25 protein-coding genes and 1 pseudogene are annotated in these 22,082 nt (G+C 72.5%); 11 read left to right on the plus strand and 15 right to left on the minus strand.

Annotation, left to right across the window (positions count from 1 at the left end; genetic code table 11):
- A partial coding sequence (locus AB0M39_RS36735; protein ID WP_365371897.1) for an FAD-dependent monooxygenase occupies positions 1-907 on the plus strand: 907 nt, incomplete at its 5' end.
- A gap of 11 nt (positions 908-918) precedes the next feature.
- Positions 919-1,827: a Gfo/Idh/MocA family oxidoreductase gene (locus AB0M39_RS36740; protein ID WP_365371899.1), complete on the plus strand. Its 909-nt coding sequence runs from the start codon at positions 919-921 to the stop codon at positions 1,825-1,827.
- Here AB0M39_RS36740 and lnt read toward each other — a convergent pair.
- The 3 genes from lnt to AB0M39_RS36755 form a co-directional block, all read right to left on the minus strand.
- Complete coding sequence (gene lnt, locus AB0M39_RS36745; protein WP_365371901.1) at positions 1,748-3,430, minus strand: apolipoprotein N-acyltransferase; 1,683 nt, start codon at positions 3,428-3,430, stop codon at positions 1,748-1,750. The genes AB0M39_RS36740 and lnt overlap by 80 nt on opposite strands.
- A gap of 200 nt (positions 3,431-3,630) precedes the next feature.
- Positions 3,631-4,089 carry a nuclear transport factor 2 family protein gene (locus tag AB0M39_RS36750; protein ID WP_365371904.1) on the minus strand — a complete coding sequence of 153 codons (459 nt, stop codon included), beginning with the start codon at positions 4,087-4,089 and terminating at the stop codon, positions 3,631-3,633.
- A gap of 51 nt (positions 4,090-4,140) precedes the next feature.
- Positions 4,141-5,136 (minus strand): aldo/keto reductase, encoded by a 996-nt coding sequence (locus AB0M39_RS36755; RefSeq protein WP_365371906.1) that lies wholly within the window; start codon positions 5,134-5,136, stop codon positions 4,141-4,143.
- Positions 5,137-5,231: 95 nt separating this feature from the next.
- Between AB0M39_RS36755 and AB0M39_RS36760 the strand changes: the two genes are divergently transcribed.
- Together AB0M39_RS36760 and AB0M39_RS36765 are read left to right on the plus strand one after the other, a co-directional pair.
- The gene (locus tag AB0M39_RS36760) at positions 5,232-5,849 is read left to right on the plus strand and encodes a flavin reductase family protein (protein ID WP_365371908.1); all 618 of its coding nucleotides are present in this window, start codon (positions 5,232-5,234) and stop codon (positions 5,847-5,849) included.
- Positions 5,846-6,190, plus strand: a complete 345-nt coding sequence (locus AB0M39_RS36765) for a hypothetical protein (RefSeq protein ID WP_365371910.1) — start codon at positions 5,846-5,848, stop codon at positions 6,188-6,190. The genes AB0M39_RS36760 and AB0M39_RS36765 overlap by 4 nt, the downstream gene beginning before the upstream one ends.
- A gap of 25 nt (positions 6,191-6,215) precedes the next feature.
- On the opposite strand, the gene AB0M39_RS36770 is transcribed toward AB0M39_RS36765, so the two are convergent.
- The 5 genes from AB0M39_RS36770 to AB0M39_RS36790 all read right to left on the minus strand — a co-directional run bounded on the left by AB0M39_RS36770 (position 6,216) and on the right by AB0M39_RS36790 (position 10,200).
- Positions 6,216-7,385, minus strand: a complete 1,170-nt coding sequence (locus AB0M39_RS36770) for a methyltransferase (RefSeq protein WP_365371912.1) — start codon at positions 7,383-7,385, stop codon at positions 6,216-6,218.
- Between the two features lie 49 nt (positions 7,386-7,434).
- A complete protein-coding gene (locus AB0M39_RS36775; protein ID WP_365371914.1) occupies positions 7,435-7,650 on the minus strand; it encodes a hypothetical protein in 216 nt (71 codons plus the stop codon).
- 190 nt (positions 7,651-7,840) lie between these two features.
- On the minus strand, positions 7,841-8,023 hold the full coding sequence (locus AB0M39_RS36780; protein ID WP_365371916.1) for a hypothetical protein: 183 nt from the start codon (positions 8,021-8,023) through the stop codon (positions 7,841-7,843).
- Positions 8,024-8,076: 53 nt separating this feature from the next.
- Positions 8,077-8,952, minus strand: a complete 876-nt coding sequence (locus tag AB0M39_RS36785; RefSeq protein ID WP_365371918.1) for an undecaprenyl-diphosphate phosphatase — start codon at positions 8,950-8,952, stop codon at positions 8,077-8,079.
- Positions 8,953-9,399: 447 nt separating this feature from the next.
- A complete protein-coding gene (locus AB0M39_RS36790; RefSeq protein ID WP_365371921.1) occupies positions 9,400-10,200 on the minus strand; it encodes a TVP38/TMEM64 family protein in 801 nt (266 codons plus the stop codon).
- Positions 10,201-10,249: 49 nt separating this feature from the next.
- Between AB0M39_RS36790 and AB0M39_RS36795 the strand changes: the two genes are divergently transcribed.
- The 3 genes from AB0M39_RS36795 (at position 10,250) to AB0M39_RS36805 (ending at position 13,394) form a co-directional block, all read left to right on the plus strand.
- Positions 10,250-10,948 carry a DNA alkylation repair protein gene (locus AB0M39_RS36795; protein WP_365371923.1) on the plus strand — a complete coding sequence of 233 codons (699 nt, stop codon included), beginning with the start codon at positions 10,250-10,252 and terminating at the stop codon, positions 10,946-10,948.
- 312 nt (positions 10,949-11,260) lie between these two features.
- Positions 11,261-12,430 carry an elongation factor Tu gene (gene tuf / locus AB0M39_RS36800; RefSeq protein WP_365371925.1) on the plus strand — a complete coding sequence of 390 codons (1,170 nt, stop codon included), beginning with the start codon at positions 11,261-11,263 and terminating at the stop codon, positions 12,428-12,430.
- 118 nt (positions 12,431-12,548) lie between these two features.
- A complete protein-coding gene (locus tag AB0M39_RS36805; RefSeq protein WP_365371927.1) occupies positions 12,549-13,394 on the plus strand; it encodes a fused MFS/spermidine synthase in 846 nt (281 codons plus the stop codon).
- Here AB0M39_RS36805 and AB0M39_RS36810 read toward each other — a convergent pair.
- Positions 13,356-14,663 (minus strand): MFS transporter, encoded by a 1,308-nt coding sequence (locus AB0M39_RS36810; RefSeq protein ID WP_365371930.1) that lies wholly within the window; start codon positions 14,661-14,663, stop codon positions 13,356-13,358. The two genes, AB0M39_RS36805 and AB0M39_RS36810, sit on opposite strands and share 39 nt — an antisense overlap.
- Positions 14,664-14,733: 70 nt before the next feature.
- Positions 14,734-15,774: a hypothetical protein gene (locus AB0M39_RS36815; protein ID WP_365371932.1), complete on the minus strand. Its 1,041-nt coding sequence runs from the start codon at positions 15,772-15,774 to the stop codon at positions 14,734-14,736.
- 109 nt (positions 15,775-15,883) lie between these two features.
- Between AB0M39_RS36815 and AB0M39_RS36820 the strand changes: the two genes are divergently transcribed.
- From AB0M39_RS36820 to AB0M39_RS36835, 4 genes are all read left to right on the plus strand, one after another.
- Complete coding sequence (locus tag AB0M39_RS36820) at positions 15,884-16,321, plus strand: DUF4442 domain-containing protein (RefSeq protein WP_365371951.1); 438 nt, start codon at positions 15,884-15,886, stop codon at positions 16,319-16,321.
- A gap of 111 nt (positions 16,322-16,432) precedes the next feature.
- A complete protein-coding gene (locus tag AB0M39_RS36825; protein WP_365371934.1) occupies positions 16,433-17,107 on the plus strand; it encodes a DedA family protein in 675 nt (224 codons plus the stop codon).
- Positions 17,108-17,163: 56 nt separating this feature from the next.
- Positions 17,164-17,697 carry a gamma carbonic anhydrase family protein gene (locus AB0M39_RS36830; protein WP_365371936.1) on the plus strand — a complete coding sequence of 178 codons (534 nt, stop codon included), beginning with the start codon at positions 17,164-17,166 and terminating at the stop codon, positions 17,695-17,697.
- 75 nt (positions 17,698-17,772) lie between these two features.
- Positions 17,773-18,996, plus strand: a complete 1,224-nt coding sequence (locus AB0M39_RS36835; RefSeq protein ID WP_365371938.1) for a cytochrome P450 — start codon at positions 17,773-17,775, stop codon at positions 18,994-18,996.
- A gap of 53 nt (positions 18,997-19,049) precedes the next feature.
- Here AB0M39_RS36835 and AB0M39_RS36840 read toward each other — a convergent pair whose 3' ends face one another.
- The 5 genes and pseudogenes from AB0M39_RS36840 to AB0M39_RS36860 all read right to left on the minus strand — a co-directional run.
- Positions 19,050-20,375 (minus strand): cytochrome P450, encoded by a 1,326-nt coding sequence (locus tag AB0M39_RS36840; RefSeq protein ID WP_365371941.1) that lies wholly within the window; start codon positions 20,373-20,375, stop codon positions 19,050-19,052.
- Positions 20,372-20,989: an ATP/GTP-binding protein gene (locus AB0M39_RS36845; protein ID WP_365371944.1), complete on the minus strand. Its 618-nt coding sequence runs from the start codon at positions 20,987-20,989 to the stop codon at positions 20,372-20,374. The genes AB0M39_RS36840 and AB0M39_RS36845 overlap by 4 nt, the downstream gene beginning before the upstream one ends.
- Positions 20,970-21,329: a DUF742 domain-containing protein gene (locus AB0M39_RS36850; protein ID WP_365371946.1), complete on the minus strand. Its 360-nt coding sequence runs from the start codon at positions 21,327-21,329 to the stop codon at positions 20,970-20,972. The genes AB0M39_RS36845 and AB0M39_RS36850 overlap by 20 nt, the downstream gene beginning before the upstream one ends.
- Positions 21,326-21,745, minus strand: coding sequence for a roadblock/LC7 domain-containing protein (locus AB0M39_RS36855; protein ID WP_365371949.1), 420 nt, complete (start codon positions 21,743-21,745; stop codon positions 21,326-21,328). The genes AB0M39_RS36850 and AB0M39_RS36855 overlap by 4 nt, the downstream gene beginning before the upstream one ends.
- Positions 21,746-21,845: 100 nt before the next feature.
- A pseudogene (locus AB0M39_RS36860) lies at positions 21,846-22,082 on the minus strand (ATP-binding protein); the annotation flags it as partial.

The raw sequence follows: 22,082 nt of genomic DNA on the forward strand, positions 1-22,082 counted from the left end.
GGTGCGCGAGCTGGCCGATCTGGTGAGCGAGGTCACCGGGTGGACCGGCGGGACGGTCGTGGAGCCCGCCTCGCTCGTCGACGCGGGCCGCGCGGGCGGGCGTTCGGCCGTGGTGGCCACGCCGGACGGCGAGATCGAGGCCGACCTCGTGGTGGGCGCGGACGGCATCCACTCCGCCGTGCGCCGCGCCCTCTTCCCCGGCCACGGGGGCCCGTCCTACTCCGGGCTCACCACCTGGCGCGTGGTCGTCCCCGCGCTCGGCCGGCCCTTCGCCCCGCACGAGACCTGGGGCGCGGGCGCGCTCTGGGGCTCCCAGCCGCTCAAGGACGGCCGGATCTACGCCTACGCGGCGGCCGTCGCCCCCGCCGGCGCCCGGGCGGACGACGAGAAGGCCGAGCTGACGCGCCGGTTCGCCGACTGGCACGACCCGATCCCCGCGATCATCGCGGCCGCCCGGCCGGAGCAGGTGCTGCGCCACGACGTCCACCACCTGCTCGACGCCCTGCCCGCCTTCCACCGCGGCCGGACCGCGCTGCTCGGCGACGCCGCCCACGCCATGGCCCCCACCCTGGGCCAGGGCGGCAACCAGGCCATCGAGGACGGCATCGTCCTCGCCCATCACCTCGCCCCCGGCCACGACATGGGCGCGGGCCTCGCCGCCTACAGCGCCGAGCGGCTGCCGCGCACGAGCGCCGTCGTCCGCAAGGCCGCACGGGTCGCCCGGATGATGTCCCTGACCAGCGCCCCGGCCGTCGCGGTGCGGGACGCCGCGATGTCCGGCGTCAGCCGTCTGGGACCCGGCGTCGTGCTGCGGACCTTCGACGGCATCGCCGACTGGCGGCCGCCGCGGCGCACGTATGCTGCCGGGGCACAGGACGTACACGCCGGCCCGCCGGCACAGCATTGAGGGAGGCCCCTGTGAAGGTCGGCTGCATCGGGCTCGGAGACATCGCGCAGAAGGCGTATCTCCCCGTGCTCACCGCCCTGCCAGGAGTCGAACTCCACCTCCAGACCCGCACCGCGGCCACCCTGGCCCGCGTCGCGGACACCCACCGCGTCCCGGCCGGGCAGCGCCACACCGACCTCGCGGCGCTGCTCGACCAGGGCCTGGACGCCGCCTTCGTGCACGCCCCGACCTCCGCGCACGCCGAGATCGTCGGCCGGCTGCTGGAGGCGGGCGTGGCGACCTACGTCGACAAGCCGCTGGCGTACGAACTGGCCGAGTCCGAGCGGCTGGTGCGGCTCGCCGAGGAGCGCGGGACCAGCCTCGCCGTCGGCTTCAACCGCCGGCTCGCGCCCGGCTACGCCCAGTGCCTGGAGCACCCGCGCGATCTGATCCTGATGCAGAAGAACCGCGTCGGCCTCCCCGAGGACGCTCGCACCCTCGTCCTCGACGACTTCATCCACGTCGTCGACACCCTGCGCTTTCTGGCCCCCGGGCCCGTCGAGCACATCGACGTGCAGGCGCGGATGGTCGACGGGCTGATGCACCACGTCGTCCTCCAGCTGTCCGGCGACGGGTTCACCGCCATCGGCACCATGAACCGCATGAGCGGCTCCGCCGAGGAGATCCTCGAAGTGTCCGGCCAGGACACCAAGCGGGAGGTCCGCAACCTCGCCGAGATCGTCGACCACAAGGGGCAGCCGAGCGTGCGCCGGCGCGGCGACTGGGTGCCGGTCGCCCGCCAGCGCGGCATCGAGCAGTCGGTGCTGTCCTTCCTGGACGCCGTGCGCGCGGGCAAGCTCCTCAGCGCACAGGACGCGCTGCGGACTCACGAGCTGTGCGAGCGGGTGGTGCTCCGGGCTCTGGAGCAGCAGGCGGCCTGAGCAGGCGCAGGCCCCCGGCCGCGCACAGGGCGGCCAGCACGGCGAGCGCTCCATAGACGGGCCAGTCGCCGAACCGGACGTACAGCGTGGAGCCCTCGGCGAGCGGGACGTCGTACACGGCGGCGCCGACGGTGTCCGTGGAGAGTGGGGCGCCGATCCGCTCGCCGCCGGGCCCGTACACCGCGCTGACGCCGGTAAGCGTGGCGTGCGCCATCGGCCGGCCGCTCTCGGCGGCCCGCAGCGCCGCCAGCGAGGCATGCTGCTCAGGCGCCCAGCTGCCCTGGAAGGACGAGGTCGCCGACTGGGCGATCAGCAGCTGTGCGCCGTCGCGCACCAGCCGCCTGCTCATGTCGGGGAACGCCGACTCGAAGCAGACCAGCGGGCCCACGCGCAGTCCGCCCCGTCCCTCGCCGGGCAGCGTCATCACCACCGGGCCCGCGCCCCGCAGCCGGTCCTCGCCCGCCGCCTTGCCCACCGAGGTCGCCCACCCCAGCAGCGAACGGGCGGGTATGTACTCGCCGAAGGGGACCAGCCGCATCTTGTCGTAGCGGTCTCCGGTCGGGCCCTGCGGGCCGACGAGGACGGAGCTCTTGTAGATCCCGGCCTGCCCGTCGGGGTCCACCCGGCGGGCGTCCACATTGACCAGCAGCTCCGCGCCCACCTGGCGCGAGAGCACCGCCAGCCGTGCGGCCAGGTCGGGGCGCTCGCGCAGATCTGCGCCCACGCTGCTCTCGCCCCAGACGACCAGATCGAGGTCCTGGCCCGCCAGCTCCCGGGTCAGCTGCTCGCTGACGTCGAAGCGGCGGTCGACGCTGTCGGCGCCGCCGACGACGCCCGGCTGGACGACCGCGATCGTGGTCCCGCCGGCCGCCCGCGGCTGCGGGGCCCAGAGCCAGGCCGCCGACGTGGTGAGCGCGCAGACGAGGATCCCGCCCACCGCCGGGGTGCGCGAGCGGGGAACCGCTGCCAGCACGGTGACGGCCGTGTTCACCGCCAGCACCAGCAGGCTCACCAGCCACACCCCGCCCACCGACGCCAGCCGCAGAGCGGGGGAGACCTCCCACTGGCTGGCCCCGAGCAGTCCCCAGGGGCCGCCCAGGGCCTCCCAGGACCGCGTCAGCTCGATCATCAGCCAGGCGGACGGGACGACGGCGATCGCCGCCGCGGAACGGCCCGGGGAGGGCACGCCGCCGAGGAGCCGCCGCACCAGCCAGCCCCACGGCGCCCACATCAGTCCGAGCAGCGCGGCCAGCACCACGATGAACACATGCAGGCTCGGCACCAGCCAGTGGTGCACGGCGAGCACGAAGCCGATGCCGCCGAGCCAGCCTTCCACCGCGGCACGGCGGCCGGTGGGCGCGGAGCGGACGAGCAGCATCCAGGGGACGAGCGCCACATACGCGAACCACCAGAGCGACGGCTCGGGGAAGGCGAGCGCGGGAAGCGCCCCCGCCGCCACCGCGGCCACGCCGCGCCGTCGAGGGGACGTCAGCAGCTCTCGAGAGCGATCGGCCCACCGCCGGGCCCACGCCGTACGCCGTTCGGGCGTCGCCGACTGCCCGGGTCCCGTCCGCCGCTCGGGCCGGCCGACCGGAATCCGCATACCGCGCCTCCTCGTCCAGCCCACGAGCAGTGTCCCTCTCCAGTGTGCGGGAGGACGGCGGCGGCCGACAGAGCACAGTCGCCCGCCCGCTGCCCCGGCCCGGCTCCGAAACCGCCCAGGACCCGGCTCCCGACCGGCCCCCGGCCCTCGCCCTCGGCCCCCGCCTCAGAACTCAGACCGCAGACCTCAGACCTCAGACCTCAGGCCTCGCCGAGGACCGCGCCGGGTCTGCGCCACTTCTCCTGGATCACCACAGCGCGCAGCCGCCACCCCAGGTCCGTACGGAGGACGCTGAACGCGTACCGCCCGCCGGACACGAAGTCCTCTCCCGACTCCAACCGCATCGGGTTCACATAGTCGGCCTGCACATCCGCCCGGTCGCCCGGATATCCGCCCAGGTCCTGGATGCTCAGGCGCCGGTTGACGATCAGATGCTGGCGTACGGGAAACAGCCGCATCGCCTCCGCCAGCCAGTCGGCGACCTCGGCGGCCGGGCCCTCGATCCCGCCCGAACTGCGGTAGTCCGCACGCCCGTCCGGTGCGAAGAGAGCTCTATAGGCGCTCCAGTCCCCATCGTCCACGGCGATCGCGTAGCTGGTGACCAGCTCGTCGATGGTCAGCCGGTCCATCACGGTCGCGAGATCCACGCGCTGCGTCATCGGATCAGTGTCGGGCAGACGACGCCCCAGGCCAAGAGACCGGCACGTCTGTCACCCGCTCTTGGTCAGCATTCGGTCGATCTCCGCCAGTTCGGCGTCCGAGAACGCGGCGGCGTCTAGCGCCCCCAGATTCTGCTCGAGCTGGCGGACGCTGCTCGCGCCGACGAGCACGGAGGTGACCCGGGCGTCCCTCAGCAGCCAGGCGAGCGCCGTCTGAGCGAGCGTCTGGCCGCGGCCGCGCGCCAGCGCGTCCAGGGAGCGCAGCAGCTCCTGCCGCTCCTCGGTGAGGACGTCGCGGGTCAGATAGCGGCCGGCCGCCATCCGGGAGTCGGCCGGAACGCCCTTGAGGTAGCGGTCCGTCAGCTGCCCCTGCGCGAGCGGGGAGAAGGCGACCAGACCCGCGCCCGCCGCATCGGACGCCGTCAGCAGACCGTCCTCGATCCGGCGCTCCAGCATCGAGTACGGGTGCTGGTTGACCAGCAGGGGAGTGCCGAGCTCCCGCAGGATCGAGGCGGCCTCCGCGGTCGCCTCGGGACTGTAGTTGGACAGCCCGACGTACAGCGCCTTGCCCTGGCGCACGGCCGTGGCCAGGGCGCCCATGGTCTCCTCCAGCGGAGTGTCCGGGTCCGGCCGGTGCGAGTAGAAGACGTCCACGTACTCCAGGCCGAGCCTGCGCAGCGACTGGTCGAGGCCGGACAGCAGATGCTTGCGCGAGTTCCACTCGCCGTACGGCCCCGGCCACATCTCGTTGCCCGCCTTCGTCGAGACGAACAGCTCGTCGCGGTACGGACGGAAGTCGGCCCGGAAGTGCACGCCGAAGTTCGCCTCCGCGGAGCCGAAGGGCGTGCCGTAGTTGTCGGCCAGATCGAAGTGGGTCACCCCGAGGTCGAAAGCCCGGCGCAGCACTGCGCGCTGGGTCTCCATGGGGCTGGTGTCGCCGAAGTTGTGCCACATGCCCAGAGAGATCTCGGGGAGCCGGACGCCGCTGTTCCCACAGCGCCGGTACCGCATGCCGGAGTACCGGCCGTCGTCGGCGACGTACGTCATGTGCTGCGCTCCTTCGCCGCGGATCGAGGGCAGGGGACCCTGGGGACGGGGCCGGTGATCCGCTGACGTCGAGTATCACCCGCCATACTGCCCTCATGCGCATCGATTTCGACCCCGCCCAGTGCGACCGCGACACCTTCTACCGGCTGATGACCGCTGTCGTCGTGCCCCGCCCGATCGCCTGGATCTCCACCACCTCGGCCGAGGGCACGGACAACCTCGCCCCGCACTCCTTCTTCACGATCTCCTGCGTCTCGCCGCCGGTCGTCCAGTTCACCTCGGTCGGCCGGAAGGACTCGCTGCGCAACATCGAGGACACGGGCGCCTTCGTGGTGAACTTCGCGCCCGAGTCGCTCTTCGAGGAGATCAACGCGACCGCCACCGACTTCCCGCGCGGCATCAGCGAGTTCGACGCGGTCGGGGTGCCCCGGGAGGGCAGCCTGCGGGTGAAGCCGCCGCGCGTCGCATCGTCCCCGGTGGCCCTGGAGTGCGAGCTGCACAGCACCGTGCGGCTCGGCGACTCGACCGTCGTCTTCGGCCGCGTGGTGCACGCGGCGATCAGCGACGAGGTCATGGTCGACGGACACCCCGAGGTGACGAGGCTGGCGCCGCTGACCCGGCTGGGCAGGGACGAGTGGGGCACGCTAGGCGACGTACGGGAGATCTCACGGATTCCGTACGAGCGCTGGCAGGGCGGCGACGCGCGCCGATGAACGAGCTGCGACCGCGGTGGCAGCCGCTGACCTTCGACGGCTATCTGGCGAGGGCCGTGCTGCACCAGGACCGGGTGGAGATCACCCGCCGTCGGATAGCGAAGCTGGGAGGGAACCGGGACGCGGTGATCCGCTTCGAGGACGTCGTGTCCGTCACGCACCGGGTGCCGACGCTGCTGGTCAACGGCCATGTGTGGTTCGGCACGGCCGAAGAGCCGGACGCCCCGCCCGCCCACCTGGCGGCGGGGCATCCGCATGCGCTGCTGTTCACCCTCCAGCAGCGGGAGACGTTCGACGCCTTCCTCGAGTCCGCCGTCGCCACCTGGCAGGCCGGGCGCTGAAGGGGCCTGGAGGGGCCGCGCGCCGTCAGTCTCTGACGGCGCGCAGGACGACGAACTTCGGGTCGCCGGCGACGACTTCGCAGTTGCCGAAGAGGCGGCGCAGCCGCACGTGGTAGCCCAGATGCCGGTTGCCGACGACCCATAGCTCGCCGCCGGGGCGCAGCGCGCGCCGGGCGTCGCCGAACATCCGCCGGGCCGTGCTGTCGGTCGTCGCCCGGTGCGAGTGGAACGGCGGATTGTTCAGCACGAGGTCGACCGAGGCGTCCGGCACGGTGGAGAGGCCGTCGCCGACGAGGAACTCCGCCCTGGCGTCCTCGGCGGCGACGTTCTCGCGGTACGTCGCCTCGGCGGAGGCCACTGCGGAGTACGACTCGTCGACGAAGGTCACCGCCGCCTCGGGGTTGGCCAGCGCGGCGGCCAGGCCGACCACGCCGTTGCCGCAGCCGAGGTCCACGACCCGCTCGGGGCCGTGGCGGCGCGGCAGGTGCCGGAGGAAGAAGCGGGTGCCGATGTCGAGGCGCTCGGCGCAGAAGATGCCCGCGTGGTTGGTGACGGGCAGGCCCGCGAGGCCGCCGACGTCGTCGGGGAGCGCGTACCGCAGCGGCCAGGGGCTGGCGCCGCGCGCGATGCGCGGATCCGGCGTGCAGAAGATCAGCCGCGCCTTCTTCACCGCCAGCGAGGTCCGGGTCGGGCCGATGATCCGCTCGAACAGCTTCAGGGTGGAGGTGTGGATCTCGCTGACCATGCCGGCCGCCAGGACGACCGTGCCGGCGTGCACCGCGGGCGCGAGGCGGTGCAGCTGGTCCTCGAGCAGAGCGAGGCTCTTGGGCACCCGGATCAGCAGGACGTCGATCCGCTCCGGCGGCGTGTCCCGGACCGACAGCAGCCGTACGGCGCCGGCGTCCACACCGGCGCGCGCGAGGTTCGCGAGCGTGGCCTGCCGGCCGAGGAAGGAGTCCGTGATCTGCACGGGACGGTGCTGGGCGATCGAGGTGACCAGAGCGCCCCAGCGGTCGCCCACGACGGCCACCGAGCCGGAGAGGTCGGTGGGAGCCGCGGCATCGCTCGCGTCCTGTCCCTTGAGCTGCCGGAGCAGGTACTCGTCGGCGGCGTCCCAGGCGCGGAGCGTGTCGCGGGGGTCCTCGGGGAAGCGGGTGAGGTCGTACGCGCCCCATGACGTGGTCAAACGGTTCATCGTGCACTCAGGCTAGCCGAGTTCGCGGGCGCTTCGGGCCGCGCGAGCCTCAGGCGGCGTATCCCTGGTGGGCGCGGCCGCCGCGCCATTCGACCAGGTGGGGATCGTCGAGGATCATGTCGGCGTCGTCGAGACCGGCCCGGCGCAGGAACTCCACGAGGTCCCTGTCGCTGCGCGCCGTGCCGACGTCCTCGCCGCGCACGGTGACACGACGCCCGCCTTCGGGGGCGGGCGGGTGCACGACGACGGGTGCTTGCCAGGCCATGGCCCCAGGGTGCGCCATGGGCGCCCCGCTCGCAGGTCGGACGGGGCGGGCTGCTCGGACGGTGCGTGGGGGCCGCTCGGGTGATGCTCTCGGGCGGTGCCGGCGGGGCCGCTCGGGTGATGCCCGTGGGCGGCGAGCGGCCGGTGCGCGAGGGGCGACGGCTCTCAGAGGGGGCCGCGGACCGAGAGGGTCAGGCGGCCCGTCCCATGGCCAGGTGCGTCGCCGCGGCCCACTCCAGCACCAGCGCCTCGTACTCCGGACGGCGCTCGTCCGGCAGCTCCCCGTCCGCCCACAGCTCACGGATCCGGGTGTTCAGCTCGGCTGCGGACAACGTGGGGCGCGTGGGACGGGTCTCTCTGGGATCGGGGGACATGCCCACAGGCTAAGGCCTCGATCCGAGCGCCGTCTGCCCCGCGAGGAGGAGCCTCAGTCCCCGGACTCGCCCGCGTGGGGGCTCAGGACATCGGTTCCGACCAGGATGAACAGCACGATTCCGAGCAGCACCCGATAGATCACGAACGGCATGAAACTCTTCGTAGTGATGAATTTCATGAACCATGCGATGACCGCGTAGCCCACCGCGAAAGCGATGATCGTGGCGAAAACGGTCTGCGGCCAGTCGACGTGCCCGCCCTCGCTCGCGTCCTTCAGCTCGTACGCGCCGGAGGCGAGGACCGCCGGGATGGCCAGCAGGAACGAGTACCGCGCCGCCGCCTCGCGGGTGTAGCCCATCAGCAGGCCGCCGCTGATCGTCGCGCCGGAGCGGGAGACGCCCGGGATCAGGGCCATCGCCTGGCAGAAGCCGAAGATCAGGCCGTCCTTCACGCTCAGCTGCTGGAGCGTCTTGCGCTCCCGGATCGCGCGGTGCTTGCCGCCGGTCTCGTCGCGCGCGGCGAGGCGGTCGGCGATGCCGAGGACGATGCCCATGACGATCAAGGTCGTGGCGATCAGCCGGAGATCGCGGAAGGGCCCCTCGATGTGGTCCTTAAGGGTGACGCCGAGCACGCCGATCGGGATCGAGCCGACGATGACGAGCCAGCCCATCTGGGCGTCGTGGTCGCCGCGCAGCGACTTGTCGGTCAGCGAGCGGAACCAGGCGGAGACGATCCGGACGATGTCCTTGCGGAAGTAGATCAGGACGGCCGTCTCCGTGCCGATCTGAGTGATCGCGGTGAACGCGGCGCCCGGGTCGTCCCAGCCGGCGAAGGCGGCGGTGAGCCTCAGATGCGCACTGGAGGAGATCGGCAGGAACTCGGTCAGACCCTGGACGAGCCCGAGGACGAATGATGCGAACCAAGACATGTGAGAACTACGCCACCCAAGAGATGATCACGGTCTGACCGGCGAGCACGCGGGTCAGCGATGAGGTATCGACTGCCGGTCGGTGTGCGGCTGCGCTCATCCGGCGGCGTGTGCGGTGGCGCGTGCGGTCGTCGTCATGCGGAATGCTGACCCTTTGCTGGCTTGGCTGACAGTCTGTCAGGCGCTCGCGATGGCTGACGGCGCGTCGTGGTCTGGATCAAGCGCCGATCGGGGGCAGCGTAGCGCCCTCAGATGACGGGGATTCCCGCGGGCCCTATGGGGCGGGCCGCGCGCGGGCGGGTGGTCCGAGGACCCGTCCCCGCCCGCTCCCGAGGGGCCCTCGCCCTCGACGGCGGCGCGCGGCGCGGTGAGCTGCGGGCGAGCCTCGTACGGACGTCCGGCCGAAGCCGCAGGGTCGGCGGACGCGGGCGCGGGCGCCGGCCGCGGTCAGGCCGCGCTGGAGGCGCTGGAGGCGCTCGACACCGGGACGGCCTCGGGTGCGCAGGGGTCGGGTGCGGTGTCCGGTGCGCAGTCGTCCGCGGCGCTCTTCCCCCTCAGCCCATGGCGCTTGCGCCAGGCCACCGCTGCGGCCGCGGCGCCCGTCAGCACGATGAAGCCCATGGCGACCAGGAACGCCGGAGACGTCGGCGAGCTCGCCTGGCTGCCCGCGACCACGTACGCCGCGGTGTTCGGGATCGAGCCCAGACCCGTGGCCAGCAGAAAGGGCAGGTAGCCCATGCGCGAGACCGCCGCGCAGTAGTTGGCCGCCGCGAACGGCACGCCGGGGAAGAGCCTGATCGCCAGCATCGAGCGGAAGCCGTGCCGGCTCAGCTGGCCGTCCGCCGCCGTCAGCAGGCGGCCCTTCAGCAGCGGACGCAGCGCGTCCTGGCCGAGCACCCGGCCGAGCGTGAACGCGATGCCCGCGCCCAGCACGGTCCCCGCGATCGCCGAGACGAGCCCGGCCTGCGCGCCGAAGAGCGCTCCGGCCGCCAGATTCAGCAGCGGGCGCGGCACGAAGGCCGCCGTGCACACCCCGTACGCCACGCCGAACATCACGACCGCCGCCGCGCCGCTCAGCTGCGGCGGCCAGCCCGCCGACAGCAGGCGCTGCGGCTCGTACGCCACCACCGCGGCCGCCGCCGAAGCCAGCAGGGCCACCAGAAGAGACAGCCGCGACCAGGGCGAGAACAGGGCCCTGGTGCAGCGGACGGCGAGACCGGATGCCGGCCTGGGGACGGGGTCGAGCATCCGGGGAGACTAACCGACAAACTGCCGTGATCGCCGTAATGTGAGGCTCATGCCGCCCGCCGTCCCCCGCAGCGATCTCGCCGAGACCGTGCTGACGCGGCTCACCGCCGTGTACCCCACCGGGGCGGACGCCGCCCGCGCCGTGCAGGCAGCCGCCTATATGAAAGGCGTCGCGCCGTTCCTCGGCATCCCCACCCCTGCCCGGCGCGCCCTGTCCCGCACGGTCCTCGACGGGACCCCGCGCCCCGACGAGGCGGACTGCGCCGCGCTCGCGCTGCGCTGCTGGGAGCTGCCCGAGCGCGAGTACCAGTACTTCGCCGTCGACTATCTGCGCGTTCACGTCGGCCGCTGCTCGTCCGGCTTCCTCCCCGTCGCCCGCCATCTGATCGTCACCGTGCCCTGGTGGGACACCGTCGACCTGCTGGCCGCGCACGTGGTGGGCCCGCTGGTGGCGGCCGACCCGAAGCTGGCGGCGGTCATGGACGCCTGGATCGAGGACGACGACCTATGGATCGCGCGGACCGCGCTGCTCCATCAGCTCCGCTATAGAGAGGCCACCGACGCCGAGCGGCTCTTCTCCTACTGTCTGCGCCAGGCCGGCCATCGCGACTTCTTCATCCGCAAGGCGATCGGCTGGAGCCTGCGCGAGTACGCCAAGACCGACCCCGAGGCCGTACGCGACTTCGTCGAGGGCGCCCGCGACCGGCTCGCGCCGCTGTCCGTGCGCGAGGCCATGAAGAACCTGTGACCGGGCGGCCCGCCGACTGCTGAACTCCCCGGCTCCCTGAACTGGCCTGCGGGGAAAACCATTCGACGCGGCCGAGCCCGTCGGCGATCATCGAGGACATGTTCCGGCACGCCTTCCACTCAGCGACGTCCGCTCTCGCGGACGCGCCGAAGGCTGCCCCCTTCCCCGTCGCAGCTGCTGTCGCCGCTGCCGAAGCGCCCATCGACGGCGCCCGAAGCTGACCCTTCCCGGATCGTCCGGCGGACCCCGCAGGGGGAGGGTCGGCCAGGCCCAGGGGTCCCGCTCCCGCTTCGATTTCCGAGGAAGAATCCCATGCCCAAGACGGCATACGTGCGCACCAAGCCGCACCTCAACATCGGCACCATGGGCCACGTCGACCACGGCAAGACCACGTTGACGGCCGCCATCACCAAAGTCCTCAGCGACCGGGGGACCGGTACTTTCGTCCCGTTCGACCGGATCGACCGGGCCCCGGAGGAGGCCGCCCGCGGTATCACCATCAACATCTCGCACGTCGAGTACGAGACCGACACCCGTCACTACGCCCATGTCGACATGCCGGGCCACGCCGACTACATCAAGAACATGGTCACCGGCGCGGCGCAGCTGGACGGCGCGATCCTCGTCGTCTCCGCGCTCGACGGCGTCATGCCGCAGACCGCCGAGCACGTCCTGCTCGCCCGCCAGGTGGGCGTCGACCACATCGTCGTCGCCCTCAACAAGGCGGACGCCGGCGACGACGAGCTCACCGACCTGGTGGAGCTGGAGGTCCGCGAGCTGCTGACGGCCCACGGCTACGGCGGCGACGCCGCGCCCGTCGTCCGCGTCTCCGGCCTCAAGGCGCTGGAGGGCGACCCGCGCTGGACCGCGGCCGTCGAGGCGCTGCTCGACGCCGTGGACACCTATGTGCCGATGCCCGTCAGGTACACGGACGCGCCGTTCCTGTTGTCGGTGGAGAACGTCCTCACCATCACCGGTCGCGGCACCGTCGTCACCGGCGCCGTCGAGCGCGGCACGGTCCGCGTCGGCGACCGCGTACAGGTGCTCGGCGCCGACGTCGAGACGGTCGTCACCGGCCTGGAGACCTTCGGGAAGCCGATGGAGTCCGCAGAGGCCGGCGACAACGTCGCGCTGCTGCTGCGCGGCATGCCACGCGACGCGGTCCGCCGCGGCCATGTGGTCGCGGCGCCCGGCAGCGTCGTGCCGAGCCGGCGCTTCACCGCGCAGGTGTACGTCCTGTCGGCGCGCGAGGGCGGCCGTACGACCCCGGTCTCCACCGGCTATCGACCGCAGTTCTACATCCGCACCGCGGACGTCGTCGGAGACGTCGACCTGGGCGCGGCGGCGCTCGCGCGACCAGGCGACACGGTCGCCATGACCGTCGAGCTCGGCCGTGACGTGCCGCTCGAGCCCGGCCTCGGCTTCGCGATCCGCGAGGGCGGGCGCACGGTCGGCGCGGGCACGGTCACCGCGCTGGTCTGACCGCGCCGGCCCGGCAGGCGCCCGGCCGGTCTCCCGCACCTCGCGGGAGGCCGGCCCCGGCCCAAGCGGGAGGCCAGCCCGGGCCCAAGCGGGAGGCCGGCCCGGGCACAATGAGACGGTGAACGAGCAGATACCCGTCCTCCGCGACGTCGACGGCGGCACAGCGAAGCTCATGCCCGACGTCGACCGCGAACGGGCCTGGCTGCTGACCGTCGACGGCGCGCCCCAGTCGTACGTCGACCTCGACGACCCCGCCCATCTGGAGTTCGAGTACGTCCGCCGGCTCGCCCACGTCGTCGACTGCGCCGCGGACGAGGGCGCTCCGCTCGATCTGCTGCATCTGGGCGGCGGCGCGCTCACGCTGCCCCGCTACACGGCCCTCACCCGCCCCGGCTCGCGCCAGCGGGTGGTCGAGGCGGACCTCGGCCTGCTGGCACTGGTCGCCGAACAGCTGCCCCTGCCCGACGACAGCGGCATCGAGGTGCACGGCGCGGACGCCCGCGCCTTCGTCGAAGCGGCCCCGGCGGACTGTGCGGACATCCTGATCGCCGACGTCTTCGGCGGCTCGCGGGTGCCCGCGCACCTCACCTCCCTCGCGTACGCACGGGCCGCCGAACGCGTCCTGCGACCTGGCGGGATCTACGCCGCCAACCTCGCGGACGGCGCGCCCTTCGCGTTCCTCCGCTCCCAACTGGCCACCTTCGCCGCCGTCTTCGAGCACCTCGCGCTCGTCGCCGAGCCCGCCGTGCTGCGCGGCCGGCGCTTCGGCAACGCGGTGCTGCTCGCCTCCCGCACCCCGATCGACACCGCGCCCCTGGCCCGCCGCGCCGCGGCCGACGTCTTCCCCGCGCGCGTCGAGCACGGTCCGCGGCTGGCGCGGCTCCTCGGGGACGCGAGGCCGGTACGGGACGAGGACGCGGTGGCCTCACCCGAGCCGCCCGACGGGTCCTTCAGCGTCGGCTGAGGCGCCCGCGGCCGGGGAGGCGCCCGCCACCTGCTTGGTGCGGCGGGTGAGGTTGCGCACGTCCGGGACGAACAGCACCGCGGCCGTCACCAGCACCACCAGCGCCGAGCACCCCCACAGCGCCTCGCGCCGGCCGAACGCGCTCTCCGCGGGCCCGGCCAGCGCGGTGGCCAGCGGGAGCATCGCCACCGAGCCGAACCAGTCGTACGCCGAGACCCGCGAGAACTTGTCCTCGGGGATCTCCTGGTGGAGCGCGGTCATCCAGGAGACGCCGAACACCTCGATCGTCACGCCGCTGACGAACATCACCGCCGCGAGCCCCAGGGTCGGCAGCGGCACCGCGAGCGCGGCCGACGGCGCGGCCAGCGGGAAGACGCACAGGGTTCCGGCCAGCAGCAGCCGCCGGGGCTTCCACCGCATCATCAGCACCGCGCCGGCCAGGGTGCCCGCGCCGAACGCGCCGAGCGCGGCGCCCCACGGCGCGGCCCCGCCCAGCTCGTCCTCGGCGACCAAGGGGCCGTACACCGACTCCGCGGCGCCGACCACCGCGACCACCACCGAGAACTGGGCGACGATCGCCCACAGCCAGGGCCGGCCGCTGACTTCCTTCCAGCCGTCCCGCAGATCGGCGAGGAGTCCGCCGCCGGCGCCGCGCGCCGGGATATGGCTGACGTCGAGGAAGGCGCGCAGCGCGCCCGCGAGCGCGAACGCCGCCGCGTCGACGGCCAGCACCCAGCCGGGCCCGACCGCGGCGATCATCGCGCCGCCGAGCGCGGCGCCGCCGATGGCCGCGCCGTGCATGGCCATCCGGAACAGGGCGAAGGCGCGGTTGGCGTGCTCCCCGCTGACGCTGGACAGGAGCATGCCCTCGGCGGCCGGATTGAAGAACGCCTGGCCGGTGCCGCAGAGCGCGGTCAGGGCCATCATCTGCCACAGCTGCGGGTCGCCGGCCAGCACGAGGACGGCGAACGCGGCCTGGGAGACGCAGTTGAGGGCGTTGGCCGCGACCATCACCCGGTGCCTGGGCAGCCGGTCGGCGATCGCCCCGCCGATCAGCAGGAACAGGACGAGGGGGAGGGTGCGGGCCGCCGCGACCAGGCCCACGTCGCCGCCGTCCCCGCCGGACTCGAGCACCGCGAACGCCGCTGCGATCAGGGCGCCGTGGCTGCCCAGGTTGGTGATGATCGAGGCGGCGGTCAGCAGGGAGTAGTTGCGGCCTGCCCATTCAGGACGGCGGGCACGGCGGCGGGGAGCGGCGGGAGACGTCACCCACGGACTATCCCCGCTGCCGCCCCGCCGCGCCAAACGACTTACCGCGCGCGGCGCGCGGCCTGGCGCGTTAGGACGCCGGCGCCGCCGTGCCCGAGAGCCGCACGGTGCTCAGAATCTGCTGGATGGTCGCGTCCGGGATCTCGTCCGGGACGCCTGTGTTGGAGTAGAGGATCCACGACTTGAAATCGCCCTTGGAGTCCTTGAAGGAGAAGGCGATCGACTTGCCGTCGGTCTCGCACTTGTTGTCCTTCTTCACGCCGAGCGCCGTGGCGGTCGAGACGCTGCCCTGGAGGCCGGACTTGGTGGTGAAGTCCTTGGCCTTGGCGATCTTGACCGTGCCCTTGGGCTCGGTCTGCGCGTAGCCCGCCCACACCCAGTTGCCGGCCTCGTTGTACGCCGCCGAGGCGGTGTCCTTGGCGCCCTTGCCGCCCTTGGTGCCGGTGCTGGCCAGACCGTAGGTCTCGTTCTTGCCGTCCTTGTTGCTGTCGAACTCGCACCACTTGCTCTTGAAGTGGGCCGGAGCCGACATCACGACGACCGGCGAGCCGTCGCCCTTCTTCTCGTCCTCGAAGAAGGTGCTGACGCCCGAGCCGGACACCTCCCAGTCGGCCGGCACGTCGAACAGCGTGCCGTGCTTGGGGTTGCTGACGACCTTCCAGCCCTCGATGACCGGCTTGGCGGAGTCGCCGCCGCGCGGGTTCTCCGTCGGCGTCGTGCCCGAGGAGCCGTCGGGCTTCGACGACTCCTTCTTCTCCTCGGACTTCGAGGGGCTGACCTTGGAGCCCTCGTCCGAGGTGCCCTTGCCGTCGTCCTTGAGCACGATGAAGCCGGTGACGGCGGCCACCGCGACGACGGCGGTCGCCGCCACGATCGCGACGATCGTCGTCTTCTTCTTGTCGTCCCGCGGCGGCTGCGGGGCGCCGGGGGGCTGTCCCGGCACGGCGTACTGCGGCGCCGTCGGCGCCTGATACGGGTTGGGCTGCTGGTAGCCCGGCTGCTGATACCCGGGCTGCTGGTAAGGATTCGGCTGTTGGTAACCCGGCTGCTGGTACGGGTTCTGATCCTGCGGGTTCTGCTCGCCCCCGGGCGGCTGCTGTCCTGGCCACATGGCGAGTAACCATAGAGGTGTGGCGCAATGCGTGCCACGGCCGCCCCCTCCGGGCTCTGGCCAACGCTGCTACTCGTGGGTAACATCGCGTTCCATGAGCGCTGAACAGATGACCGTCGGCGAGATGCTCGCCGCCACCGTCCCCATGGCACGGACCCTCAACCTGGAGTTCCTCGAGACCACCGCCGAGCGTGCTGTCCTGCGCCTTCCGGACCAGCCCGACTTCCACAACCACGTCGGCGGACCGCACGCCGGCGCCATGTTCACCCTCGCCGAGTCCGCGAGCGGCGCCATCGTCATCGCCGCCTTCGGCGACCAGATGAACCGGGCCGTGCCGCTCGCCGTCAAGGCGGAGATCGGCTACAAGAAGCTGGCGATGGGCCCCGTCACCGCGACCGCCACCCTCGGCCGGCCGATCGCCGACGTCGTCAAGGAGCTCGACGAGGGCCTGCGCCCCGAGTTCCCGGTCGACATCTCCATCCAGCGCGAGGACGGCGCCGTGACCGGCGAGATGACCATCCTGTGGACGCTGCGCCCCAACGCGTAACGCCGCGGTCCGATCGTCGGGTCGCCTGCCTGACCAGGTAGGCTGCCCGGCGTGCGCCGACGGGGGCGCCCGCCGGGCAGGACCCGCCCGGCGCGACCGGAAGGATTGCGCGTGCACGTCCAGGAGTGGCTCGAGACTGTCCCCGCAGTCAGCATTTACCTCCTGGTGGGGGTGGTCATCGGGCTCGAGAGCCTCGGCATCCCGCTGCCCGGGGAGATCGTCCTCGTCAGCTCGGCGCTCCTCGCCTCCCAGCACGGCGACATCAATCCGTACATCCTCGGCGCCTGCGCCACCGCCGGCGCGATCATCGGCGACTCCATCGGATACGCGATCGGGCGCAAGGGCGGGCGACCGCTGCTGGCCTGGCTCGGCGGGAAGTTCCCCAAGCACTTCGGCGACGCCCAGATCGCCATGGCGGAACGGTCCTTCGAGAAGTGGGGCATGTGGGCCGTCTTCTTCGGCCGCTTCGTCGCGCTGCTGAGGATCTTCGCAGGACCGCTCGCGGGCGTGCTCCGCATGCCGTACTGGAAGTTCCTGATCGCCAACGTCTTCGGCGGCATCCTCTGGGCCGGCGGCACGACCGCCGTCGTCTACTCCGTCGGCGTCGTCGCGGAGGCCTGGCTCAAGCGGTTCTCCTGGATCGGGCTGGTCCTCGCCGTGCTGATCGGCCTCACCTCGATGCTGGTCCTCAAGAGCCGCGCCAAGAAGGCCGCCGAGCAGGCCGAGGCCCGGCCCGCGCAGGAGCAGCCGTCGGCCGAGCCGGCGTCCGTCGGCGCGGCCGACTGACCCGGCGCCCGACCGGCGCGCGAGACTCCCCCACGTACGCAGAAGGAGACACGGCCATGACGGGACGGGCACTGATCGCGGGCGTGGGCGGCAAGGAGCCGAGCATCGCTCCCGACGCCTTCGCCGCCCCCACCTCCGTGGTGATCGGCGAGGTCGTCATGGCCCCGGGCTCCAGCGTCTGGTACCACGCGGTGCTGCGCGCCGACTGCGGCCCCATCGTCCTCGGCGCGGACAGCAACATCCAGGACAACTGCACGGTCCACGTCGACCCCGGCTTCCCCGTCACCGTCGGCGAGCGCGTGTCGGTCGGCCACAACGCCGTACTGCACGGCTGCACCGTCGAGGACGACGTGCTGGTCGGCATGGGCGCCACCGTCCTCAACGGCGCGCACATCGGCGCCGGCTCGCTGATCGCGGCCCAGGCGCTGGTGCCCCAGGGCATGATCGTGCCGCCCGGCTCCCTGGTCGCCGGCGTGCCCGCCAAGGTCAAGCGCGAGCTGACCGACGAGGAGCGCGAGGGCATCAAGCTCAACGCCGTGATGTACCTGGAGCTCGTCAAGGGACACCGCGAGGCGACCCCGTCCCAGTAGCGGGGGCCCCTGTCGGACCTGACGGATGATCAATAGCCTGGTGAGCGTTGCCCATTACTCATGTAAGGGAGCTCCATGGCCACCGCACAGCAGGTCCCCGACATACTCTCGGCGCAGTTCGCGGCGGACCCCTATCCCGTCTACCGCGCCATGCGGGAGAGCGCCCCGCTGATCTGGCACGAGCCCACGCAGAGCTATCTCGTCTCGCGGTACGAGGACGTCGAGCGGGCGTTCAAGGACAAGGACTCGGTGTTCACCACCGACAACTACGACTGGCAGGTCGAGCCCGTCCACGGCAAGACGATCCTGCAGCTCAGCGGCCGTGAGCACGCGGTGCGCCGGGCGCTGGTGGCGCCCGCCTTCCGCGGCGCCGACCTCCAGCACACGTTCCTGCCGGTCATCGAGCGCAACGCCAGGGAGCTGATCGACTCCGTCCGGCACAAGGGCGAGGCCGATCTGGTCGACGACTTCGCCACCCGCTTCCCGGTCAACGTCATCGCCGACATGCTCGGCCTGGACAAGGGCGACCACGCCAGGTTCCACGGCTGGTACACCTCGGTGATCGCCTTCCTCGGCAATCTCGCCGGGGACCCGGAGGTGGCGGCGGCCGGCGAGCGGACCCGCGTCGAGTTCGCCGAGTACATGTTCCCGATCATCCGGGAGCGGCGCGAGAACCTCGGAGACGACCTGCTCTCCACGCTCTGCGCGGCCGAGGTCGACGGCGTGCGGATGGACGACGAGGACGTCAAGGCCTTCTGCAGCCTTCTGCTCGCGGCCGGCGGCGAGACCACGGACAAGGCGATCGCCGGCGTCTTCGCCAATCTGCTGACCCACCCCGAGCAGCTCGCGGCGGTTCGCGAGGACCGCGGCCTGATCGCCCGGGCGTTCGCGGAGACCCTGCGCTTCACCCCGCCGGTGCACATGATCATGCGGCAGACCGCCGCGGAGGTCACGCTCAGCGGCGGCGTGGTCCCCGCCGGGGCGACCGTGACCTGTCTGATCGGGGCCGCCAACCGCGACCCCGAGCGCTACGCGGACCCGGACCGGTTCGACCTCTTCCGCGACGATCTCACCGTGACGAACGCCTTCTCCGCGGCCGCCGACCATCTGGCCTTCGCGCTCGGCCGCCACTTCTGCGTCGGCGCGCTGCTGGCCAAGGCCGAGGTCGAGACCGGCGTCGGCCAGCTCCTGGACGCCATGCCGGACATGCGGCTCGCGGACGGCTTCGTACCGTCCGAGCAAGGGGTGTTCACCCGGGGCCCGAAGTCGCTGCCCGTACGGTTCACCCCGGTCGGCTGAGCCCGGGCGGGGGCGGGGACCGGCTTCCTGTCCGGCCCCCGTCCCCGCGGCCGCTACTGCACCACCGGCGTGAACTGCGCCGGAAGCGAGGTCAGCCCCCGCATCCAGATCGACGGCCGCCAGGTCAGCTCCTCCGGCTCCACCGCCAGCACCACGTCGGGCAGCCGCTCCAGCAGCGTCTCCACGGCCGTGCGAGCGATGACGTCGGCCAGCAGCGGGGCCGGATAGGGGCAGCGGTGCTCGCCGTTGCCGAACGACAGATGGGCCGAGTTCTCGGGGCCGACATGGCCCTCGGGCCAGATCTGCGGATCGGTGTTGGCCGCAGCCAGGCCCAGCACCAGACAGTCGCCCTCCCGGATCCGACGGCCGCCGAGCTGGGTGTCGCGCACCGCCCACCGGCCGATGAAGTTCTGGGTCGGAGTGTCCAGCCACAGCACTTCGTTGAGGGCCTGGCCGACGCTGAGCCGGCCGCCGGAGACGTTCAGCGCGAAGCGGTCGTCGGTCAGCAGCAGACGCAGCGCGTTGCAGATCCAGTTGGCGGTCGGCTGCTGCGCCGCCGCGATGATCGAGATCAGATCCTGGACGATCTCCTCGTCCGCCAGCCCGGCCGGGTGCGCGAGCATCCGGGAGGTGACGTCCGGTCCCGGCGCGGCCCGCTTGTCCTTCACCAGCTGCTGGATGCGCTCCTGGACGCGTACGTACGCGGCGACCGGGTCGTCGCCCTCGTCGGCGTCCAGGGAGATCCGCAGATCGCGCACCAGGTCCTCGGTGTCCGCGCCGCGGGCGGGCATCCCGCACATCTGGACCGCCGCCCGCATCGGCAGGGCATGGGCGTACGCGGCCATCAGCTCGGCCTGCCCGCTGCCCGCGAAGCCGTCGATCAGCTGGTCGGCGATCATCCGGCACCACTGGGCGAGCTCGAACTGGTCGACGGCCTCCAGGGCCTCGGTGATCACGCCAGCGCGCCGCTGGTGCTCCGTTCCCTCGGTGAACAGCACGGAGGGTTGGTAGCCGACGAACGGCATCAGCGGCCAGTCGGCCGGGATGGACGCCCACCGGTTCCAGCGCCGGGAGTCCCGGGCGAACAGGTCGTCGTGGCTGGTCACATAGGTGACCTCGGCATAGCCGAGCACCAGCCAGGCGGGCACGTCGCCGTCCAGCAGGATCGGCGCGACCGCGCCGTGCTCGCGGCGCATCGAGCGGTACAGCTCGGAGGGCGTCTGCTGGTACTCCAGACCGCTCAGGGGGATCGCGCCCGCGTGGGCGGGGCAGCCGGCCGGGTCCGGGTAGCCGGGGGCCGGGCCTGGGGCGGGCCCGGACCCGCGCTCGCGGACCGCAGCGGAGGCGGGGTCGGGTGCGGGGCCGGTGGGCTCGTTCATGGGGTCGTCTCCCGGGCCATGGCCAGTTGGTGAAGGTGGTCGACGAGGCTGATCAGGACGTGCTTGCCCGACGAGCGCACCCGCGCGTCGCAGTCGATCAGCGGCACGTGCGCGGGCAGCGACAGAGCCTGCCGGATCTCGCTCAGGGAGAAGGCGGCCATGTCGTCGTCGAAGCGGTTGACCGCGACCACGAAGGGGGTCTTGTGGTGCTCCAGCCGGTCGATCGCGTACCAGGAGTCGCTCATCCGCCGGGTGTCGACCAGGACCACCGCGCCGAGCGTGCCGGAGAAGAGCCGGTCCCACAGGAACCAGAACCGCTCCTGTCCGGGCGCGCCGAACAGGTAGAGGATCATATGGTCGTTGAGGCTGATCCGGCCGAAGTCGAAGGCCACCGTGGTCGTCGTCTTGGTGGCGGCCAGGCCGGCCGTCTCGTCCACGCCGACGCCCGCCTGCGTCATCACCTCTTCGGTGTTGAGCGGACGTATCTCGCTGACCGATCTGACCAGGGTGGTCTTGCCGACCCCGAAGCCGCCCACGATCACGATCTTCAGGCCGGTCTCGGCGGTGTCGCCCAGCGGTGTGCGGGCCGGCAGCTCAGAGGTTGCGGAGTCCATGGAGCACCTCCTTCAAGAGGTCCGAGTCGGGCAGGGACGCGACGGCGCGGGCCGCCCGCGGGTGGCGGGCCGTGATGCGCCCGGTCGCGAGGAGGTCGCCGAGGAGGATCCGCACCACCGTCACCGGCAGCCTCAGCTCCGCTGAGATCTCCACGACCGCGGTGGGATGGCGGCACATGCCGAGGATCCGCACATGCTCCGACTGCATGCCCGGGTGCGGCTCGCACTCGCTCACGATCAGCGTGACCAGGTCGAAGGAGTCGTCGTGAGCGCGGCTGCGGCCGCCGGTGACGGTATAGAGCCGGTCCGGGTCGCCTGTGTCGACGGGGCGGCGGGTCATGAGCGCGGACTCTCCCGGGACGGCACCCGGGGCTCCGCCCGCAGATGCTCGCCGATCTGCTGCACCAGCTCGGTCATCTGGAAGCCGACCAGGCCCGGGTCGGCGCCGTCCTCGGCGACGACGGCCAGATGCGCGCCGTCGCCCGCCTCGACGATGAACAGCAGTCCGCCGTGGAACTCGGTCATCGAGTGCCGTACGCCGCCGCTGCCGTTGCCGAACTCCACCGAGGCGCCCTGGGCGAGCGCCTGGATGCCGGAGCAGATGGCGGCGAGCTGATCGGCCTGATCGAGCGTCAGATGCTTGCTCCAGCACAGCTTCAGGCCGTCCCGCGAGAGCACCAGGGAGTGGCGCGTGCCCGGGGTGCCTTCCAGCAGGCTTTCCAGAAGCCAGGTGAGGCTGTTGTCAGTGGTCTGCATGCGTTCCCTACGTTTCCTGCGGTTCTCGTACGGTTCCCGTACGGGCGGATGGGCGCGCCTGCGACCCCCCGGGCGCGCAGGCGGGGGAGTGGCGGGCGGACTACTCCGGCGGGCTCTGGGGCGACTGGCCCGGCTGCCGGCGCGCGCGGTGGAACGCGCCGAACTGGGCGCCGACGTCGCGAACGGGCTTGTCGTGCGCCGTCTCGGCGGCCGAGGGGGCGGAGCCCGGCTCGGGCCGCCCGCGGTCGGCGGCGGCCATGGTGCGCCCCGGGGGCCGTACGGGCAGGCCGCCCGGGGTGGCCACGCGGGGGCCCGCGGCGGGCGGGGGCGCGGAGGG

Source organism: Streptomyces sp. NPDC051907 (assembly GCF_040681075.1).
Taxonomy (GTDB): domain Bacteria; phylum Actinomycetota; class Actinomycetes; order Streptomycetales; family Streptomycetaceae; genus Streptomyces.

Bases quoted from the DNA above. Each gene is read 5' to 3' on its own strand.
- AB0M39_RS36850 (WP_365371946.1), bottom strand. From the start codon at position 21,329: ATGACCCGCCGCCCCGTCGACACAGGCGACCCGGACCGGCTCTATACC.
- AB0M39_RS36835 (WP_365371938.1), top strand. From the start codon at position 17,773: ATGGCCACCGCACAGCAGGTCCCCGACATACTCTCGGCGCAGTTCGCG.
- AB0M39_RS36750 (WP_365371904.1), bottom strand. From the start codon at position 4,089: ATGACGCAGCGCGTGGATCTCGCGACCGTGATGGACCGGCTGACCATC.
- AB0M39_RS36760 (WP_365371908.1), top strand. From the start codon at position 5,232: ATGCGCATCGATTTCGACCCCGCCCAGTGCGACCGCGACACCTTCTAC.
- AB0M39_RS36755 (WP_365371906.1), bottom strand. From the start codon at position 5,136: ATGACGTACGTCGCCGACGACGGCCGGTACTCCGGCATGCGGTACCGG.
- lnt (WP_365371901.1), bottom strand. From the start codon at position 3,430: ATGCGGATTCCGGTCGGCCGGCCCGAGCGGCGGACGGGACCCGGGCAG.
- AB0M39_RS36765 (WP_365371910.1), top strand. From the start codon at position 5,846: ATGAACGAGCTGCGACCGCGGTGGCAGCCGCTGACCTTCGACGGCTAT.
- AB0M39_RS36785 (WP_365371918.1), bottom strand. From the start codon at position 8,952: ATGTCTTGGTTCGCATCATTCGTCCTCGGGCTCGTCCAGGGTCTGACC.
- AB0M39_RS36855 (WP_365371949.1), bottom strand. From the start codon at position 21,745: ATGCAGACCACTGACAACAGCCTCACCTGGCTTCTGGAAAGCCTGCTG.
- AB0M39_RS36845 (WP_365371944.1), bottom strand. From the start codon at position 20,989: ATGGACTCCGCAACCTCTGAGCTGCCGGCCCGCACACCGCTGGGCGAC.
- tuf (WP_365371925.1), top strand. From the start codon at position 11,261: ATGCCCAAGACGGCATACGTGCGCACCAAGCCGCACCTCAACATCGGC.
- AB0M39_RS36830 (WP_365371936.1), top strand. From the start codon at position 17,164: ATGACGGGACGGGCACTGATCGCGGGCGTGGGCGGCAAGGAGCCGAGC.
- AB0M39_RS36840 (WP_365371941.1), bottom strand. From the start codon at position 20,375: ATGAACGAGCCCACCGGCCCCGCACCCGACCCCGCCTCCGCTGCGGTC.
- AB0M39_RS36780 (WP_365371916.1), bottom strand. From the start codon at position 8,023: ATGTCCCCCGATCCCAGAGAGACCCGTCCCACGCGCCCCACGTTGTCC.
- AB0M39_RS36790 (WP_365371921.1), bottom strand. From the start codon at position 10,200: ATGCTCGACCCCGTCCCCAGGCCGGCATCCGGTCTCGCCGTCCGCTGC.
- AB0M39_RS36770 (WP_365371912.1), bottom strand. From the start codon at position 7,385: ATGAACCGTTTGACCACGTCATGGGGCGCGTACGACCTCACCCGCTTC.
- AB0M39_RS36775 (WP_365371914.1), bottom strand. From the start codon at position 7,650: ATGGCCTGGCAAGCACCCGTCGTCGTGCACCCGCCCGCCCCCGAAGGC.
- AB0M39_RS36795 (WP_365371923.1), top strand. From the start codon at position 10,250: ATGCCGCCCGCCGTCCCCCGCAGCGATCTCGCCGAGACCGTGCTGACG.
- AB0M39_RS36815 (WP_365371932.1), bottom strand. From the start codon at position 15,774: ATGTGGCCAGGACAGCAGCCGCCCGGGGGCGAGCAGAACCCGCAGGAT.
- AB0M39_RS36820 (WP_365371951.1), top strand. From the start codon at position 15,884: ATGACCGTCGGCGAGATGCTCGCCGCCACCGTCCCCATGGCACGGACC.